Raw genomic sequence first — 16,546 nt, 5'->3', positions numbered from 1 at the left:
CCGCTGTCTACTCTGGTGAACGAACACAGGTGAACGATTACAACGAGCGGAGTATCTGGCTGCGCATGCGCGCCATGCTTTCACTGAACGATCCGCGCTGGGGCCGGGGCGACGGCAATGGCGACCGGCAACGGCCCAACGAACCCAGGCGTCCGCAGAACGGAAAGGACGGCGAAGGCCCACCCGATCTCGACGAAATGTGGCGCGAATTCAACCGCCGCCTGAGTCGCGTGTTCGGCCGCAAAGGCGGGGGCCTTGGTGGTAGCCGCCCGGACAACGGCCGCGGTGCGCGTATCGGTGTAGGCATCGTAATCGGCGTGCTGATCGCGATCTATCTCGGCAGCGGCGTGTTCGTCGTGCAGGACGGGCAGGCCGGCGTCGTGATGCAGTTCGGACAGTACCGCTACACCGCGGGGCAGGGTGTGCACTGGCGTCTGCCGTATCCGTTCGAAACACATGAGCTCGTCAATGTCGGCCAGATCCGTCAGGTGGAGATCGGCCGCAACAACGTGGTGCGTCTTGCGAATGTGAAGGACGCGTCGATGCTGACGCACGACGCCGATATCGTCGACGTGCGCTTTGCCGTGCAATACCAGGTGCGCAAGCCGACCGACTATCTGTTTCGCAGCGTCGATCCCGATCAGAGCGTCATGCAGGCCGCGCAGGCGGCGGTGCGCAGCGTCGTCGGCGCACGCAGCACCAGCGACATTCTCTATCAGGATCGCGAAACAATTCGTCAGCAAGTGATGGCGTCGATCCAGCAATCCCTGGATCAATACCAGTCCGGCCTCGCGGTGACCGGTGTGACGATCCAGGGCGTGCAGGCGCCCGACCAGGTGCAGGCCGCTTTCGACGAAGCCGCCAAGGCGCGTCAGGATAACGAACGCGCGAAGCGCGAAGCGCAGGCCTATGCCGCCGAGCTGCTGCCGCGCGCGCAAGCCGACGTCGCGCGCCAGATCGACGAAGCAAAAACGTACAGCGACAAGACGATCGCCCAGGCGCAAGGCGACGCCGAGCGGTTCAAACAGGTCTACGCGCAGTACTCGAAAGCGCCTGCAGTGGTTCGCGAGCGCATGTACATGGAAACCATGCAGCAGATCTATTCGAATACGACCAAGGTGTTGGTGGACAGCAAGGGCGGCAACAACGTGCTGTATCTGCCGCTCGACAAGCTGGTCGATCAGACTCGCCAGCGCGTCGCCGAGGCCGCGTCCGCCACGGCGGGTGCCGCATCCGCTACCGCACCGCAAGTGGCGAGCGGCGCTGCCTCAGCGTCTGCGGCAACTGCGGGTGCCTCCGCGCCGGCCGCGGTCGCGACGCCGGCCAGCCAGCCTGCCTCCGGCAGCGACGCCCTGCGTTCACGCGACTCCTTCCGCAGCCGCATGCGCGAAGACGACGTTCAATAAGGGGCGCAGAACATGAACAAAATCATTGCGCTCGTCGTGGCAATCGTCATTGTGCTGTTCGCGGCATCGTCGATGGTGTTCGTCGTCGATCAGCGGCATATGGCGGTGCTGTCGTCGCATGGCGACACCGCACCCACCTTGCTCGGCCCCGGTCTTCATGTGAAACTGCCGCCGCCGCTGCAAACGGTTACGCTGGTCGATAACCGCATCCAGACGCTCGACGCGCCGGATGAAGACCACTATGTCACGTCCGACAAAACCGATCTGCTGGCCAATCCGGTCATCAAATATCGCGTTACCGATCCGCTGAAGCTGCTCGCCGAAACCAGAGGCGACGTGCAAAGCCTGCCCGACCGGCTGGCCTCCCTGTCGCGCGGCGCGCTCGGCGATGCGTTCGGCAAGTACGCGCTGTCCGATGCGCTCGCCAAACAGCAGAGCCTCGCTGACGAAGCGCGCGGCACGATGGAAAAGACCGCGGCCTCGCTGGGTGTCTCGGTGCTCGACGTGCAATTGACTCGCGTCGACTTTCCGGCGGCGATGGCCGATTCGGTCTACAAGCGCATGATCGCCGCGCGCCAGCAGGTCGCGAATGACGAGCGCGCGAAGGGCGCCGCCGAGGCCGATCAGATCAAGACCGATGCAGTCGGCCAACAACAGGCAATACTCGCGGACGGCTACCGTCAGGCGCAGACCATCAAGGGCGAGGGCGATGCCAAAGCCGCGGAAATTGCCGCCGACGCGTTCGGCCGCGATCCGCAGTTCTACCAGTTCTATCAAAGCATGCAGGCGTACAAGAATACCTTCAAGCCGGGCGACGTCATCGTGGTCGACTCGAGCAGCGAGTTCTTCCGCTTCATGCGTAGCCCGACCGGTGGCGGTGCCGCCCCGGACGCCGCCGCGGCACCGCGCAAACACTGATAACCGGAGCGCCGCGGCAACCGCATCGCGGCACCTTCACTCGCATGGACATAGCCGGCTCGTTACTGCTCGCGATCGCATTGATGCTGATTATCGAGGGGATGTTCCCGTTCGTTTTTCCGAGCGCCTGGAGCGACACGTTTCGTAAAATAGCGGAGCGTCCATCGCATCAGATTCGTATCGGCGGCCTGATCGTGATGGCGCTCGGGCTGATCCTGCTGTTTATCGTGACCTGAACGGGCGCTCCGCAACGGCCTGACGGCGCGTTCTGCCGCGCAACGGCAGCGAGCGTCGCGGCACGGGTGGAGGGCCGAGGCCGGCGGTAAAGTCCGTCCAGAGGCCCGGCGATGGCCGCCAAAATCGAGGCGTCGCCCGCCATTCAATTTCACTTACCGGCGCACCCAGCCGCCGTGTGCAACGTCGTAGGACTGTATCGATGTCGACCTGGTTACTTCCCGAGAATATTGCCGACGTGCTGCCGTCGGAAGCCCGCAAGATCGAAGAGTTGCGGCGCCGCTTGCTGGACCGTTTCCGCTCGTACGGCTATGAGATGGTGATGCCGCCGCTGCTCGAGTACATCGAGTCGCTGCTCACGGGCGGCGGGCACGATCTGAACCTGCGCACCTTCAAGCTCGTCGATCAACTGTCCGGACGCACGCTCGGTCTGCGCGCCGACATTACGCCGCAGGTTGCGCGGATCGACGCGCACTTGCTGAACCGTCAGGGAGTGACGCGTCTTTGTTATGCGGGCAACGTCGCGCATACGCGTCCGCGCGGCCTGCACGCCACGCGCGAGCAGATCCAGATCGGCGCGGAAATCTACGGGCACGCCGGCCTCGAAGCGGATCTGGAAATCCAGCAGTTGATGCTCGACGCGCTGCGTCTGGCCGGCCTCGCAAAAGTGCGGCTCGATTTGTGCCACGCGGGCGTGCTCGCTGCGCTGATCGACGGCGAGCCGACTGCGGCCGAACTGGGCCAGTCGCTCTACGATGCGCTGGCGGGCAAGGACGTGCCGCGTCTGGCTGAATTGACCGCCGATCTCGCGCCCGTCACGCGCGACGCACTGCGCGCGCTGCCCACGCTGTACGGCGATGCTTCGGTGCTTGCCGAAGCCCGTGCGCGTCTGCCGAACGCGCCGGCCATCGCCCGCGCGCTCGACGACCTCGCGTTCCTTGCGAGCCAGGTGGACGGCGCCGAAGTGATGATCGATCTCGCCGATCTGCGCGGTTATGCGTACCACAGCGGTGTGATGTTCTCGGCGTATGTCGACGGCGTGCCGAATGCGGTCGCACGCGGCGGCCGTTACGACCACGTCGGCCAGGCCTACGGCCGGGCGCGCGCGGCAACCGGCTTCTCGCTCGATCTGCGCGAAGTGGCGCGCATCTCGCCGGTCGAAGCCCGCAGCAGCGCTATTCTTGCGCCGTGGCAGCATGACGATGCACTGCGAGTGAGCGTCGCCGCGTTGCGCGATGCTGGCGAAGTGGTGATTCAGGCGCTGCCGGGTCACGAACACGATGTGGACGAGTTCGCGTTCGACCGCGTGTTGGTCGAGCGCAACGGCGCGTGGGTCGTCGAGGCCCGCGCCTGAGCGCGAATTTGCCGGCCGCCCGAGAGGCTTCCCAAGGGCATTTCAAAAGGCGTCCGAAGCGGGCTGCAAAGCGGCATACAACACCTTCGCGGCCACTGGCCGCGCTATTTTCGATATACCCACCATAACGTGCATACCGTTGAGCGGAAACGGAAAAATTCGGAAGGTTCCGCGAACATAGGTAGAATACGTTTTTAACCAGCTTACGAAACAACATGTCTGCCAGCGCAGTGAATGTGAACCCCGGGCGTAACGTCGTCGTCGTGGGAACCCAGTGGGGTGATGAAGGCAAGGGCAAGATCGTCGACTGGCTGACGGACCACGCTCAAGGCGTCGTTCGCTTCCAGGGCGGTCACAATGCCGGTCACACGCTTATCATCGGCGGCAAGAAAACCATCTTGCGTCTGATTCCGTCGGGCATCATGCATCCCGGCGTCGCGTGCTATATCGGCAATGGCGTCGTGTTGTCGCCGGAAGCGCTGTTCAAGGAAATCGGCGAGCTCGAAGCCGCCGGGATCGATGTCCAGAATCGCCTCTTCATTTCCGAAGCCACTACTCTGATCCTGCCGTACCACATCGCCATCGACCAGGGCCGCGAAGCGCGCCGTGGCGCGAGCAAGATCGGCACGACCGGCCGCGGCATTGGCCCGGCTTACGAAGACAAGGTGGCGCGCCGCGGTCTGCGCGTGCAGGACCTGTTCGACCCGGTCATCTTCGCCGAACGTCTGCGTGAAAATCTCGACTATCACAACTTCGTGCTGACGCAGTACCTGGGCGTCGCCGCTGTCGACTTCCAGCAAACGCTCGACACGATGTTGAGCTATGCCGACCGTCTGAAGCCGATGGTGACCGACGTGTCGCGCCGTCTGTACGACGAGAACGCCGCCGGCAACAACCTGCTGTTCGAAGGCGCGCAAGGCACGTTGCTCGATATCGACCACGGCACGTATCCGTTCGTTACGTCGAGCAATTGCGTGGCCGGTGCGGCCACCGCGGGCGCTGGCGTCGGTCCGCAAAAGCTGAACTACATTCTCGGCATCACCAAGGCGTACTGCACGCGCGTCGGTTCGGGCCCGTTCCCGAGCGAACTGTACGACGCGGATAACGCTGCCCGTCAGGAAGCGATCGGTCTCGAACTGGCGACCGTCGGCAAGGAATTCGGTTCGGTCACGGGCCGTCCGCGCCGCACCGGCTGGCTCGACGTCGCCGCGCTGCGCCGCTCGATCCAGATCAACGGTGTGTCAGGTCTATGCATGACCAAGCTCGACGTGCTCGACGGCCTCGACGAAGTGAAGCTGTGCGTCGGCTATATGGTCGACGGAAAGAATGTCGACTTGCTGCCGCGTGGCGCATCGGAAGTTGCGCGTTGCGAACCGGTGTACGAAACCTTCGCGGGCTGGAAGGAAAGTACCGTCGGCATCAAGGAATGGGACAAGCTGCCGGCGAATGCGCGTGCGTATCTGTCGCGTGTGCAGGAAGTCGCGGGCATTCCGATCGACATGGTGTCGACTGGTCCGGATCGCGACGAAACCATTCTGCTGCGTCATCCGTTCAAGGTTTAAGCCATGGTGCAAGGTGTACCCATGATTGCGATGAAAGATCCGCGCAACGACGACAAGAACCTGTGGGTCGGCTGGGACGAGTATCACCGGTTGATCGAACTGCTGGCACTGGCCGTGCATGAATCGGGGTGGAAGTTCGACAAGATCCTGTGTCTCGCGCGCGGCGGTTTGCGCGTCGGCGATCAACTGTCGCGCATCTACGATCTGCCGCTGGCCATTCTCGCCACCAGTTCGTACCGTGAAGCGGCCGGCACGGAGCAGGGCGAACTCGACATCGCGCAATACATCACGATGACGCGCGGCGAGCTGTCCGGCAACGTGCTGCTGGTCGACGATCTGGTCGATTCCGGCGTGACGCTGGCGCGCGTGCAGCAGCATCTGAAGGAGCGCTATCCGGCCATCACGTCGGTGCGTTCCGCGGTGCTGTGGTACAAGTGCTGCTCGAAGGTGAAGCCCGACTATCATGTGCAGTATCTGCCGACGAACCCGTGGATTCATCAGCCGTTCGAGGAGTGGGACACGGTACGTCCGCACAACATCGGCGCATGGATCAAGCGCGGCACTGCGCAAGTGCAGGAGTCATCGGGTGCGTGATGCGCGCCGCGATGTCACGGCCGTTATGTAGTATCCAGAAGACGGAGCCCGGTTGGGCTCCGTTTTTTTGTGTGCGCGGCATACGAACAGCGCTTCGCAAACATCGCGATGCCCGTGCTGGCGAGAGCCCTGATGCGGCAGACGCGCCCAAATCGCAGTGCTACACTGCGCGGACCATCCACGTGGCGTATCCACAACAAGCCGGGCGGCGCCAGGCGGGCAGTTTAGAATACCGCTCGTTTTTTCGCTCAGGGAACGGTTTTCCTCACGTTTATGACAGATACCAATCACGTGCACAAACAGCCTCTGCCTTCCCTCGCGATTGCCGCGATCGGAGTGGTGTTTGGCGATATCGGCACGAGCCCGTTGTACTCGCTGAAAGAAGCATTCAGCCCGTCGCACGGTATCCCACTGACCGATCAATCGATTCTCGGTGTGATTTCGCTGATGTTCTGGGCGATCGTGATCGTGGTCAGCATCAAGTATGTGTTGTTCGTGATGCGTGCCGACAACAACGGCGAAGGCGGCGTCCTCGCCCTGATGGCGCTCGCGCTGCGCTCTCTCGACGATAAATCGAAAATGGCCGGCTTGCTGATGATGCTCGGCATATTCGGCGCCTGCATGTTCTATGGCGACGCGGTGATTACGCCGGCGATTTCGGTGATCTCGGCGGTGGAAGGCCTGGAGGTTGCCGCGCCCAAACTGTCGCATCTGGTGGTGCCGCTGACGATCGTGATCCTCGTGCTGCTGTTCTGGATCCAGCGGCACGGCACGGCTACAGTCGGCCGCCTGTTCGGCCCGATCATGCTGGTATGGTTCGCGGTGCTCGCGGCGCTTGGTATCTGGCACATCGTGCAATCGCCGAACGTGATCCGCGCACTGAATCCGTACTATGCGTACACGTTCATGGCCACGCATGTGTTGCAGGCCTACGTGGTGCTCGGCTCGGTCGTGCTGGTGCTGACCGGCGCCGAAGCGCTGTACGCCGACATGGGCCATTTCGGCGCCAAGCCGATCCGCGTAGCGTGGTATGCGCTGGTGATGCCGTCGCTGGTGCTCAATTATTTTGGCCAGGGCGCGCTGCTGATGCACGACCCGAAGGCCATCGAAAACCCGTTCTTTCTGCTCGCGCCGGATTGGGCGCTGCTGCCGCTCGTCGTGCTGTCGACGGTGGCGACCGTGATCGCGTCGCAAGCAGTGATTTCCGGCGCCTATTCGCTGACGAGCCAGGCGATCCAGCTCGGCTACGTGCCGCGTATGAAGATCCTGCACACGTCGGAACTGGCGATCGGTCAGATCTATGTGCCGGTGGTGAACTGGATGCTGCTGTTCATCATTTTGTGCATCGTGATTGCGTTCAAGAGCTCGGATAACCTTGCTGCCGCGTACGGCATCGCAGTGACCGCGACGATGGTGATCACCACGGTCCTCGCCTGCGTCGTGATGGTGAAGGTATGGAACTGGAACAAGTTCCTCGTGGCGTTGATCATCGGGGTGTTCATGGTGGTCGATCTGGGCTTTTTCGGCGCCAATCTGCTGAAGGTCGAAGAGGGCGGTTGGCTGCCGCTCGGTATTGGCGCGCTGCTGTTCTTCCTGCTGATGACGTGGTTCAAGGGCAGGATGATCGTCAAGGAACGCACAGCCGCCGACGGTATTCCGCTGATGCCCTTCCTGCAAGGTTTGCTCGCACATCCGCCGCATCGCGTGTCGGGTACCGCGATCTATCTGACCGGCAGCGATTCGCTCGTGCCGGTGAGTCTGCTGCACAACCTCAAGCACAACAAGGTTCTGCATGAGCGCACCATCTTCCTGACGTTCGTGACGCGAGATATTCCGTACGTGAACGACGCGGCACGTGTGACGGTGAAGGATATCGAAGGCGGTCTGTACCTCGTCAAGGCGGCATACGGTTTCAATGAAACGCCCGACGTGAAGGCCGTGTTGCTCGAGGTGGGCCGCACCCGCGACATGACCTTCGAGATGATGGACACGTCATTCTTCCTCGCGCGTGAAACGGTGGTGCCGACGCAATTGCCGGGGATGTCGGTGTGGCGCGAACGCGTGTTCGCGTGGATGCATCAGAACGCCGCCAAGCCGACCGACTTCTTCAGCATTCCAGCGAATCGGGTCGTGGAGCTCGGCACGAAGATCGAGATCTGACGAACCTCGTTTCAACGTGCCTCGCATGTTGAGGTGCGAAAAAAAACCCACGCAGTTTGCGTGGGTTTTTTGTTTGCCGCCTGATCTCGCGAGTCAGCGTCAGCGCGTTCAGCGCGCGAGTGCATCACGCGCTGAACGCGCGTGCTTACTTCTGCTTGAGCTTGGCAAACGCAGCGGCCATCGCGCCGCCCGCTTCCGGCTCGCGGGAGCGTTGTTGCGGTGCGCCGCGTGCGCCGCCGTTCGAACGGCCGAAACCGCCGCGATCCTGCTGGGCGCCGCCGCTGCGCGGTGCCGCCGCTGCGCCGAACTCGTCGTCCAGACGCATCGTCAGCGCAATCCGCTGACGCTTGACGTCGACCTCAAGCACTTTCACCTTGACGATCTGACCAGCCTTGACCACTTCGTGCGGGTCTTTGATGAACTTGATCGACATCGCCGACACGTGCACCAGACCATCCTGATGCACGCCGACATCGATGAACGCGCCAAAGGCTGCCACGTTCGTCACGACGCCTTCGAGCACCATGCCCGGCGTCAGATCGCTAACCTTCTCGACGCCCTCGCGGAAAGTTGCGGTCTTGAACTCGGGGCGCGGATCGCGGCCCGGCTTTTCGAGTTCGAGAAGAATGTCGCGCACGGTCGGCAGGCCGAAACGTTCGTCGACGAATTCCGCCGGCGACAGACCACGCAGCGCGTCGCGATTGCCGAGCACTTCACCGACATGCTTGCTGATCTTCGCAAGCATCCGTTCGACGACCGGATACGCTTCCGGGTGAACCGACGAGCGGTCGAGCGGGTTCTCGCCGTTGTTGATGCGCAGGAAGCCCGCGGCTTGTTCGAATGTCTTGTCGCCCAGGCGCGGCACCTTGCGCAGGTGTTCGCGCGACGGGAACGGGCCGTTCGCATCGCGGTAATCGACGATGTTGCGCGCGAGTGTCGCGTTCAGACCCGACACGCGCGCGAGCAGTGCGACCGACGCGGTATTCGCATCCACGCCGACCGCGTTCACGCAATCCTCGACCACGGCATCCAGCGAACGCGCCAGTTCGCGCTGATTCACGTCGTGCTGATACTGGCCGACGCCGATTGCCTTCGGCTCGATCTTCACGAGTTCCGCGAGCGGGTCCTGCAGACGGCGCGCAATCGACACCGCACCGCGCAGCGACACGTCCATGTCGGGGAACTCCTTCGCCGCGAGTTCCGACGCCGAGTACACCGACGCGCCGGCCTCGGACACGACGATCTTCTGCAGCTTGAATTCCGGATGACGCGCGATCAGCTCGCTCGCGAGCTTGTCCGTCTCACGCGAGGCCGTGCCGTTACCGATACTGATCAGCTCGGCTTGCGTCTGCGCGCAGATGCGCGCGAGTTTCGCGATCGAGCCGTCCCAATCGCGGCGCGGCTCGTGCGGATAGATCGTGTCGGTGGCGAGCACCTTGCCGGTGCGGTCGACCACGGCGACCTTCACGCCGGTGCGCAGCCCCGGATCGAGGCCGATCACGGCCTTCGGGCCCGCCGGCGCGGCCAGCAGCAGATCCTTCAGATTGCGTGCGAACACGCGAATCGCTTCGTGCTCGGCTTCGTCGCGCAGATTGGTCAGCAGTTCGTTTTCGAGGTGCGGCTGCACCTTCACGCGCCAACACCAGCGGCACACGTCGGAGAGCCACTTGTCGGCCGGCCGGTTCTGATTGGCGATGCCGAAATGGCGCGCGATCAGCGCTTCGCCCGGATGCGGCACCTGCGCGTCGAGTTCTTCGCCGAGGCCCAGCTTGACCATCAGCACGCCAGCGTTGCGGCCGCGGAACAGCGCCAGCGCGCGATGCGACGGTACGGTCCGGATGGTTTCCGCATAGTCGTAGTAGTCGCGGAATTTTTCTTCTTCCGCGTTTTCCTTGCCTTCGACCACCTTCGACGACACCACGCCCTGGTTGAACAGGTAGTCGCGTAGTTTGCCCAGCAGTTCGGCGGTTTCGCCGAATTGTTCGGAAAGGATATCGCGCGCGCCGTCGAGCGCGGCCTTGACGTCCGCGACGCCTTTCTCGGCGTCCACGTAAGCGGCGGCTTCGGTTTGCGGGTCGAGCAGGGGATTGGCCAGCAGCGCGTCGGCAAGCGGCTGAAGGCCGGCTTCGCGGGCGATCTGCGCGCGCGTGCGGCGCTTGGGCTTATACGGGAGATACAGGTCTTCCAGAACCTGCTTGCTGTCCGCGCCTTCGATCGCGGCGCGCAGCTCGTCGGTGAGCTTGCCCTGTTCTTCGATGCTGGCGATGATCGCGGCACGCCGGTCTTCCAGCTCGCGCAGATACAGCAGGCGTTCCTCGAGGTTGCGCAGTTGCGTGTCGTCGAGGTTGTCGGTCACTTCCTTCCGGTAGCGGGCGATGAACGGAACAGTCGCTCCTTCGTCGAGAAGTTGCACGGCGGCCGCGACCTGGCGCGGCTGGACGGACAGTTCGGCGGCGATGCGCTGTACGATCTTGAGTGCTACGGTTTCCGTCATAAGGTCTTGGTGTTCCTGCCGGACTCAATCAAAGGCCGCGCTACGACACGTCGGGGCACGCCGGGCGTGCGCACTGCGGCCAGGTTGCTGAAGCGGGGCATTTTGCCATAAATGCCAAAGGGCTCAATCGCAGGGTGATAGAATTTCAGGCATGTTCCGTTGACGATCTACGACGTTGCCGATCTCCTTGTTCCTCAACCGCCTGGGCTCCCGCTTGGTCTCTCGCTTGTCACAATTGCCGTCACTTTTGCCGCTGTCGCTACTCACTTCGCTTATGTCGGCGGCGCGATCCGTGTTCACGTTCGCGCGCATGTCCAATGGGACGACTTTTGTGTCGTGCGCCATCGCCGCCTCGATTACCGCCTCGATCGCCGTATGTGCGCCGGCCTCGGCGCAGCAACAGCCCGCAGCGCCGATCGGCGGCAGTGCGGGGTTGGCCGCGGGTGGTCTCGCGCCGGCGGCCGCTTCCAGCGCGCAGGCTTCGGGCGCTGTGGACAATACGGGTGCCGACAGCGCGGAGATCTCCGCCAACAGCTTCGAAGCGCGGCAAAAAGTCCTGGACCAGCGCAGCGAGGAGAACAACGACCGCTACGCCGTCGCCGAGCACGATTGTTATAGCAAGTTCCTGGTGAACTACTGCCTCGGCAAGGCGCGCGACAAGATGCGTGTGGTGCAGGCCGACATTCGCAAGGAGCAACTCGCGCTCGACGGCGAGCAACGCGCGGCGCGGGCCCGTCAGCGTGACGAACAGGCGGCGCTCAAACGCGCGCAGGACGAAGCGAACGCGCCGCAGCGCGCCGCGGAGGACACGCGTAACGCGCAGGCGTACGAGGACAAGCAGCGTCAGCATCAGCTCGATCAGGCGCAGCGCGCAGCCGAGGCGCCGCAGCGCAGCGCCAACGCGCAGGCCTATCAGGAAAAGCAGCGTCAGCACGCGCTGGATCAGGCGCAGCGCGGCATCAGCCCGTCGCAAGCCGCAGCCAACAGCCAGGCCTACGATCAGAAGCAGGCCGACTTCCAGCGCAAGCTCGACGAGGCGCATCGGCAGGCTGCGCAAAAGGCCCAGGAGCGCGTCCAGAAACAGCAGAGCTTCGAGAAGAAGCAGGCCGACGCGGCGCAACACAAGGCCGACGTCGAGGCGCGTCAGAAGCAGGCGGCCGAGAAGGCCGAACAGAAACGCCAGGACCAGTTGAAACAGCAGCAGCAACTCGAACAGCAGCAAAAGCAGCAACAGCAATAAGGGCAGTAGTCGCGCTGTAGCTGGCGCCAGCTGGGTTGTAGCAGGGTAGTAGTCGCCGTAACGCGTTTTAAGCCGGATAGCAACCTCAGGCATCGGGTTGAACCACACAGCCCGTGCCGCTCACGAGAGGAGGCGAGCATGCGCGATCAACATCACGTCATCGACGCGAACACACTTCGCGACCGAATTCTGCAACTGGAATCGGAGCATAGTGGGCTCGATCGTTTGATCGACCGAATGTCGGATGAGCCCGGCATCGACGACTTCGAGTTGCAGCGCCTGAAAAAGCGCAAACTCAAAGTCAAGGACACCATCATCTTGCTGCAATTGCAGCTCGAACCGGACGCGCGCGCCTGAGTTCGCGGCCTGGCAGGCGCCGGGTCGCGTCGCACGCGCCGGACTTTGCAGGAAATGCTTGCCTTGAATTCACCGCTTGCAACTTCATCCCTCGCGAGCCCGGACGATGACGCCGCCGCGGCCGGCACTGCGCCGGCCCGCGCCGGCGCGCCCACCTTGGCCGCCGCGCTGAATCCGCGCCGCGTCGCCGAGCTCGACGATATCTTCGCCGCCGACGGCCTGCTTGCGCGTCAGATCGACGGTTACCGACCGCGCGCGTCGCAGATCGAAATGGCGCGCGCCGTGGCCGCGGCTATGGAGGCATCGGGCCGCGCCATGCCCGAGCCCGCGATGTTCGAAGCGCAGAAGCGTCCCGCGCGGCGTCTGCCGGCGCAGGGTGCAGCCGAAGCTTCTGCGGCCGGCGAAGCTTCGGCAACCGAGGAAGCGTGCGGTCACGACGGCAGCGAAAACACGCTGATCGTCGAGGCGGGGACGGGCACCGGCAAGACCTATGCGTATCTGGTGCCCGCCATGCTGTGGGGCGGTAAGGTGATCGTCTCCACCGGTACCAAGCACTTGCAGGATCAGCTCTTTCAGCGCGATATTCCGACCGTGCGGGATGCGCTGGCCGTGCCGGTGTCGGTCGCGATGCTCAAAGGTCGTGCGAACTACCTGTGCCATTACTACCTGCAGCGCACCGCGGACAACGGACGCCTGCCTTCGCGTCAGGAAACCTCGTATCTGCAGGACATCGTCCGCTTCGCGAAGATCACGCGTACCGGCGACAAGGCCGAGCTCGCGAGCGTGCCGGAAACGGCGGCGGTGTGGTCGATGGTGACGTCGACTCGTGACAATTGTCTCGGCCAGGAGTGCCCGCATTACAAGGAGTGCTTCGTGATGCAGGCGCGGCGCGAGGCGCAGCAAGCCGATATCGTGGTGGTCAATCACCATCTGTTTTTCGCCGACATCATGTTGCGCGATACCGGCATGGCTGAATTGCTGCCCACGGCCAACACGATCATCTTCGACGAAGCGCATCAATTGCCGGAGACCGCAACGCTGTTCTTCGGCGAGACGCTGTCGACCGCGCAGTTTCTCGAGCTCGCACGTGATTCGGTGGCGGAAGGCTTGGGCCATGCGCGCGAGGCGATCGATTGGGTGAAGCTGGGCGCGACGCTCGAACGCGCGGCGCGCGACGTGCGGCTCGCTTTCAAGGAAGACTCGGTGCGCCTGTCGATTGGTCAGTTGCCCGACGATCATCCGCTGTTCCCCGCGCTCGAAACGCTCGAAACCGAACTCGATGCATTGGCGTCCGCGTTGGCTGCCCAGGCCGAGCGCGCCGAATCCATCGGCGCGTGTTTGCGCCGTGCTCGCGAACTGCAAGGCGTGCTCGCGGGCTGGACCACGCCGCCCACCGAAACCGAGCGCGAAGCCGCTGACGCCGCCGCGGCGGATGCCAGGGGAGAACGCGTCGATCCGAATGAAAAGGTGCGCTGGATCGAAGTTTTTTCACATACGGTGCAGTTGCACGAAACACCGCTGTCGGTCGCGCCGATCTTCGCCAGGCAGCGTGCCGGCGTGCCGCGCGCATGGATCTTCACGTCGGCCACCTTGTCGGTGCGCGGCGACTTCACGCACTACGCGGCGCAGATGGGCCTGAATGCGAAACGTTCGATGACGCTGCCGAGTCCTTTCGACTACCCGACGCAAGGGCTCCTGTACGTACCTCGCAATTTGCCGCAGCCTTCGTCACCGATGTTCACCGACGCCGTGTTCGACGCCGCGTTGCCCGCGATCGAAGCATCGGGTGGCGGCGTGTTCATGCTGTGCACGACGCTGCGCGCGGTCGACCGTATCTCGGCCAAGCTGCGCGATACGATCGAAGCGCGTGGCTGGAATTACCCGTTGCTCGTACAGGGCGACGCGAGCCGCACGGAGTTGCTCGACCGCTTCCGCTCCTACGGCAATGCGATTCTGGTGGGCAGTCAGAGTTTCTGGGAAGGTGTGGATGTGCGCGGCGATGCGCTGTCGCTGGTCGTGATCGACAAGCTGCCATTCGCGCCGCCTGACGATCCGGTGTTGTCGGCGCGGCTCGACGCGCTGACGAAGAAAGGGTTGAGCCCGTTCGCCGTTCATCAGTTGCCGCAGGCTGTGATTACGCTCAAGCAGGGCGCAGGGCGCCTGATTCGCGCTGAGACCGATCGCGGCGTGCTGATGATCTGCGATACCCGGCTCGTCGACAAGCCGTATGGGCGCCGTATCTGGCAGAGCCTGCCGCCATTCAAACGCACTCGCGAGATCGATGTTGTGCGCGAGTTTTTTGAAGAGAATGCAACGCCGGCTCAGTCAACGACGTAGTGGGCGCCGTTATAAAAAACGGCCCTTAAATGACAAAACGCCACGGATGTGAATCCGTGGCGTTTTGCCTTACTGTCCGGGAAATCACCTTGATTTCCCGATACAGTTTTCGCCCAGAGGCGAACCCTATGCGACAGCTTACTGGCTTGCGCCCGAAGCCGGAGCAGCAGCCGAAGCAGCAGCGCCTGCGTCCGAAGCAGCGGCAGGAGCCGAAGCAGCAGCATCGCTCGCAGCAGCAGCCGCACCCGAAGCAGCAGCAGCTGGTTCCGAAGCAGCAGCAGCCGGTGCCGAAGCAGCAGCTGCGTCGCTAGCCGGAGCTGCAGCTTGGTCGCTGCTCTTGTTGCATGCAGCCAGTGCCACAGCTGCCAACAGGGATGCTACGAGGAGGGATTTCTTCATGATCACGTCCTTTTATGGTTAAAGGTAAGCAACAGCGCAAAATAATACCGGTAATGTGCTCCAACACCGACCTGGGCCGCTGGTGGAGACGCTCTTTTTGGCGAGCGCGAATCTTCCCTACGGCTTGGGCGGAAATTATATGCACTTTCGTACTGACAGTCGATCAATCCGGGGTCAATACGTTGTCTTTCTCATACAAAATTTCACAGTACGGTATGACAAGCAGGCAGAGTTACACAAGCTCGCCCACTTGTATCCAGCCCGCACGATACCACTCGTGCAGCAGTGCTGTCACCGACGAATCGTATGAGAGTGTTACAAAGCGTTTCGCACTCATAGACCGCCGATCGGCGAGGTCAAACAACCACTTTTTCCCGCCAGCAAACACTGTTTCCTCTCCATTTACGAAGAAAAAACGGCGGTTGTACAACAAACTGGTCTTGCGATCCAGTCGCACGCCGGACTTCGATGCCTGGCTGATGAAACGGGCCTCGTTGAGGGGCCGCTGCGGAGGATCGAAGACGACACTCGGCTTCGGTTCGCTGAGATATGAGCCGAGGAACGATGCGATGTCCTGCTCATTCCATTTGACATCAGCAAGGATCGCTCCAACTCTTTCGATCAGCGCCGCCGGTAATTCTGCCGGCCGGTCGACAGCGGGTTGCTGCGGATCGCGATAAAGCACATTGGGTTGCACGGCCGACTCGCCGCGCTCGGCGAGGTGGTAGAGGAATTGCGCGGTCAGCTCGCTCGCCGACGGCGCGCGAAAGCCGATCGAGCAGGTCATGCACTCGCCTTCCGCGACACCGTCATGCGCGATATGCGGCGGCAGATACAGCATGTCGCCGGGCTCGAGCAGCCATTCCTCTTCCGCTTCGAAGTGCTGTAGAACTTTCAACGGCAGTCCGGGCTGCAGCGTCAGGTCCTTCTGCGCGCCGATGCGCCAGCGGCGCTTGCCTTTGACCTGCAACAGAAACACGTCATAAGAATCGAAGTGCGGGCCCACGCCGCCGCCGTCGGTCGCGTACGAAATCATCAGGTCGTCCAGGCGCGCATCCGGCACGAAGCGGAAGCGGTCGAGCAACGCCCGCGCGCGATCGTCGTAAAGGTCCACGCCTTGCACGAGCAGCGTCCATGCGCGCTGCGTGACCGACGGCAGTTCGTCGGCCGCGAACGGGCCGTGCTCCAGTTGCCATTTATTGCGAAAGTGCGTGATCAGGCGCGCTTCGACTTCGTCTTTATCCGCCAGATCGAAAAATTCGTCGCGCGACAGCGGCGCCTCGACCTTCGGGATCGCCTGGCGGATCAGCAGGGGCTTCTTCTGCCAGTAGCGGCGCATGAATTGCGACGGCGTCAGATTGCCGAGCAGCGGCGTTGGCGTGTCAGGCGAGGGCGGCAGAACCGGCTTTGAAGCCGGTGAAGAATTCCGTGCCGAAGCTGTGTCGGCCGGGTGGTCAGTGGGCCGCTTGGGCATCGTATAATGTGAGTTGT

13 protein-coding genes are annotated in these 16,546 nt (G+C 62.9%); 10 read left to right on the top strand and 3 right to left on the bottom strand.

Features of this window, described 5'->3' with window-relative positions:
• Nucleotides 1-29: 29 nt before the first annotated feature.
• The 7 genes from hflK to DLM46_RS30730 all read left to right on the top strand — a co-directional run bounded on the left by hflK (nucleotide 30) and on the right by DLM46_RS30730 (nucleotide 8,228).
• Entirely contained in the window at nucleotides 30-1,406 is a 1,377-nt protein-coding gene (hflK, locus tag DLM46_RS30760) for an FtsH protease activity modulator HflK (protein WP_115106919.1), read from the top strand.
• A 12-nt stretch (nucleotides 1,407-1,418) separates the two neighbouring features.
• Complete coding sequence (gene hflC / locus DLM46_RS30755; RefSeq protein WP_115106918.1) at nucleotides 1,419-2,324, top strand: protease modulator HflC; 906 nt, start codon at nucleotides 1,419-1,421, stop codon at nucleotides 2,322-2,324.
• 44 nt (nucleotides 2,325-2,368) lie between these two features.
• Nucleotides 2,369-2,560 (top strand): DUF2065 domain-containing protein, encoded by a 192-nt coding sequence (locus tag DLM46_RS30750; protein WP_115106917.1) that lies wholly within the window; start codon nucleotides 2,369-2,371, stop codon nucleotides 2,558-2,560.
• Between the two features lie 200 nt (nucleotides 2,561-2,760).
• On the top strand, nucleotides 2,761-3,912 hold the full coding sequence (locus tag DLM46_RS30745; RefSeq protein WP_115106916.1) for an ATP phosphoribosyltransferase regulatory subunit: 1,152 nt from the start codon (nucleotides 2,761-2,763) through the stop codon (nucleotides 3,910-3,912).
• Nucleotides 3,913-4,127: 215 nt separating this feature from the next.
• Entirely contained in the window at nucleotides 4,128-5,474 is a 1,347-nt protein-coding gene (locus tag DLM46_RS30740) for an adenylosuccinate synthase (protein ID WP_115106915.1), read from the top strand.
• Between the two features lie 3 nt (nucleotides 5,475-5,477).
• Nucleotides 5,478-6,068, top strand: coding sequence for a phosphoribosyltransferase (locus DLM46_RS30735; RefSeq protein WP_115106914.1), 591 nt, complete (start codon nucleotides 5,478-5,480; stop codon nucleotides 6,066-6,068).
• 273 nt (nucleotides 6,069-6,341) lie between these two features.
• Complete coding sequence (locus DLM46_RS30730; protein WP_115106913.1) at nucleotides 6,342-8,228, top strand: potassium transporter Kup; 1,887 nt, start codon at nucleotides 6,342-6,344, stop codon at nucleotides 8,226-8,228.
• Nucleotides 8,229-8,373: 145 nt separating this feature from the next.
• Here the strand turns inward: DLM46_RS30730 and DLM46_RS30725 are convergent, their stop codons facing one another.
• The gene (locus DLM46_RS30725) at nucleotides 8,374-10,722 is read right to left on the bottom strand and encodes a Tex family protein (protein ID WP_115106912.1); all 2,349 of its coding nucleotides are present in this window, start codon (nucleotides 10,720-10,722) and stop codon (nucleotides 8,374-8,376) included.
• A gap of 274 nt (nucleotides 10,723-10,996) precedes the next feature.
• On the opposite strand from DLM46_RS30725, the gene DLM46_RS30720 reads away from it, so the two are divergent.
• The 3 genes from DLM46_RS30720 to yoaA all read left to right on the top strand — a co-directional run bounded on the left by DLM46_RS30720 (nucleotide 10,997) and on the right by yoaA (nucleotide 14,656).
• A complete protein-coding gene (locus DLM46_RS30720) occupies nucleotides 10,997-11,962 on the top strand; it encodes a hypothetical protein (RefSeq protein WP_425274031.1) in 966 nt (321 codons plus the stop codon).
• 138 nt (nucleotides 11,963-12,100) lie between these two features.
• Nucleotides 12,101-12,319, top strand: a complete 219-nt coding sequence (locus tag DLM46_RS30715) for a DUF465 domain-containing protein (protein ID WP_073427603.1) — start codon at nucleotides 12,101-12,103, stop codon at nucleotides 12,317-12,319.
• A gap of 63 nt (nucleotides 12,320-12,382) precedes the next feature.
• A complete protein-coding gene (gene yoaA / locus DLM46_RS30710) occupies nucleotides 12,383-14,656 on the top strand; it encodes a DNA repair helicase YoaA (RefSeq protein WP_115107087.1) in 2,274 nt (757 codons plus the stop codon).
• Nucleotides 14,657-14,794: 138 nt separating this feature from the next.
• Here yoaA and DLM46_RS41345 read toward each other — a convergent pair whose 3' ends face one another.
• Both DLM46_RS41345 and DLM46_RS30695 read right to left on the bottom strand, forming a co-directional pair.
• Complete coding sequence (locus tag DLM46_RS41345; RefSeq protein WP_115106911.1) at nucleotides 14,795-15,055, bottom strand: hypothetical protein; 261 nt, start codon at nucleotides 15,053-15,055, stop codon at nucleotides 14,795-14,797.
• Nucleotides 15,056-15,287: 232 nt separating this feature from the next.
• A complete protein-coding gene (locus DLM46_RS30695; RefSeq protein ID WP_115106910.1) occupies nucleotides 15,288-16,529 on the bottom strand; it encodes a cupin domain-containing protein in 1,242 nt (413 codons plus the stop codon).
• Between the last annotated feature and the right edge of the window lie 17 nt (nucleotides 16,530-16,546).

It is taken from the genome of Paraburkholderia lacunae, assembly GCF_003353175.1.
Taxonomy (GTDB): Bacteria; Pseudomonadota; Gammaproteobacteria; order Burkholderiales; family Burkholderiaceae; genus Paraburkholderia; species Paraburkholderia lacunae.
Note: the sequence above shows the minus strand (reverse complement) of the source record. Positions and strands in the feature narration are given on the sequence as shown.

Excerpts from the sequence above, each read along its gene's own strand:
- DLM46_RS30730 (WP_115106913.1), top strand. The coding sequence starts at position 6,342 with ATGACAGATACCAATCACGTGCACAAACAGCCTCTGCCTTCCCTCGCG.
- DLM46_RS30715 (WP_073427603.1), top strand. The coding sequence starts at position 12,101 with ATGCGCGATCAACATCACGTCATCGACGCGAACACACTTCGCGACCGA.
- DLM46_RS41345 (WP_115106911.1), bottom strand. The coding sequence starts at position 15,055 with ATGAAGAAATCCCTCCTCGTAGCATCCCTGTTGGCAGCTGTGGCACTG.
- DLM46_RS30740 (WP_115106915.1), top strand. The coding sequence starts at position 4,128 with ATGTCTGCCAGCGCAGTGAATGTGAACCCCGGGCGTAACGTCGTCGTC.
- DLM46_RS30745 (WP_115106916.1), top strand. The coding sequence starts at position 2,761 with ATGTCGACCTGGTTACTTCCCGAGAATATTGCCGACGTGCTGCCGTCG.
- DLM46_RS30720 (WP_425274031.1), top strand. The coding sequence starts at position 10,997 with ATGTCGGCGGCGCGATCCGTGTTCACGTTCGCGCGCATGTCCAATGGG.
- DLM46_RS30725 (WP_115106912.1), bottom strand. The coding sequence starts at position 10,722 with ATGACGGAAACCGTAGCACTCAAGATCGTACAGCGCATCGCCGCCGAA.
- DLM46_RS30750 (WP_115106917.1), top strand. The coding sequence starts at position 2,369 with ATGGACATAGCCGGCTCGTTACTGCTCGCGATCGCATTGATGCTGATT.
- hflC (WP_115106918.1), top strand. The coding sequence starts at position 1,419 with ATGAACAAAATCATTGCGCTCGTCGTGGCAATCGTCATTGTGCTGTTC.
- DLM46_RS30695 (WP_115106910.1), bottom strand. The coding sequence starts at position 16,529 with ATGCCCAAGCGGCCCACTGACCACCCGGCCGACACAGCTTCGGCACGG.
- DLM46_RS30735 (WP_115106914.1), top strand. The coding sequence starts at position 5,478 with ATGGTGCAAGGTGTACCCATGATTGCGATGAAAGATCCGCGCAACGAC.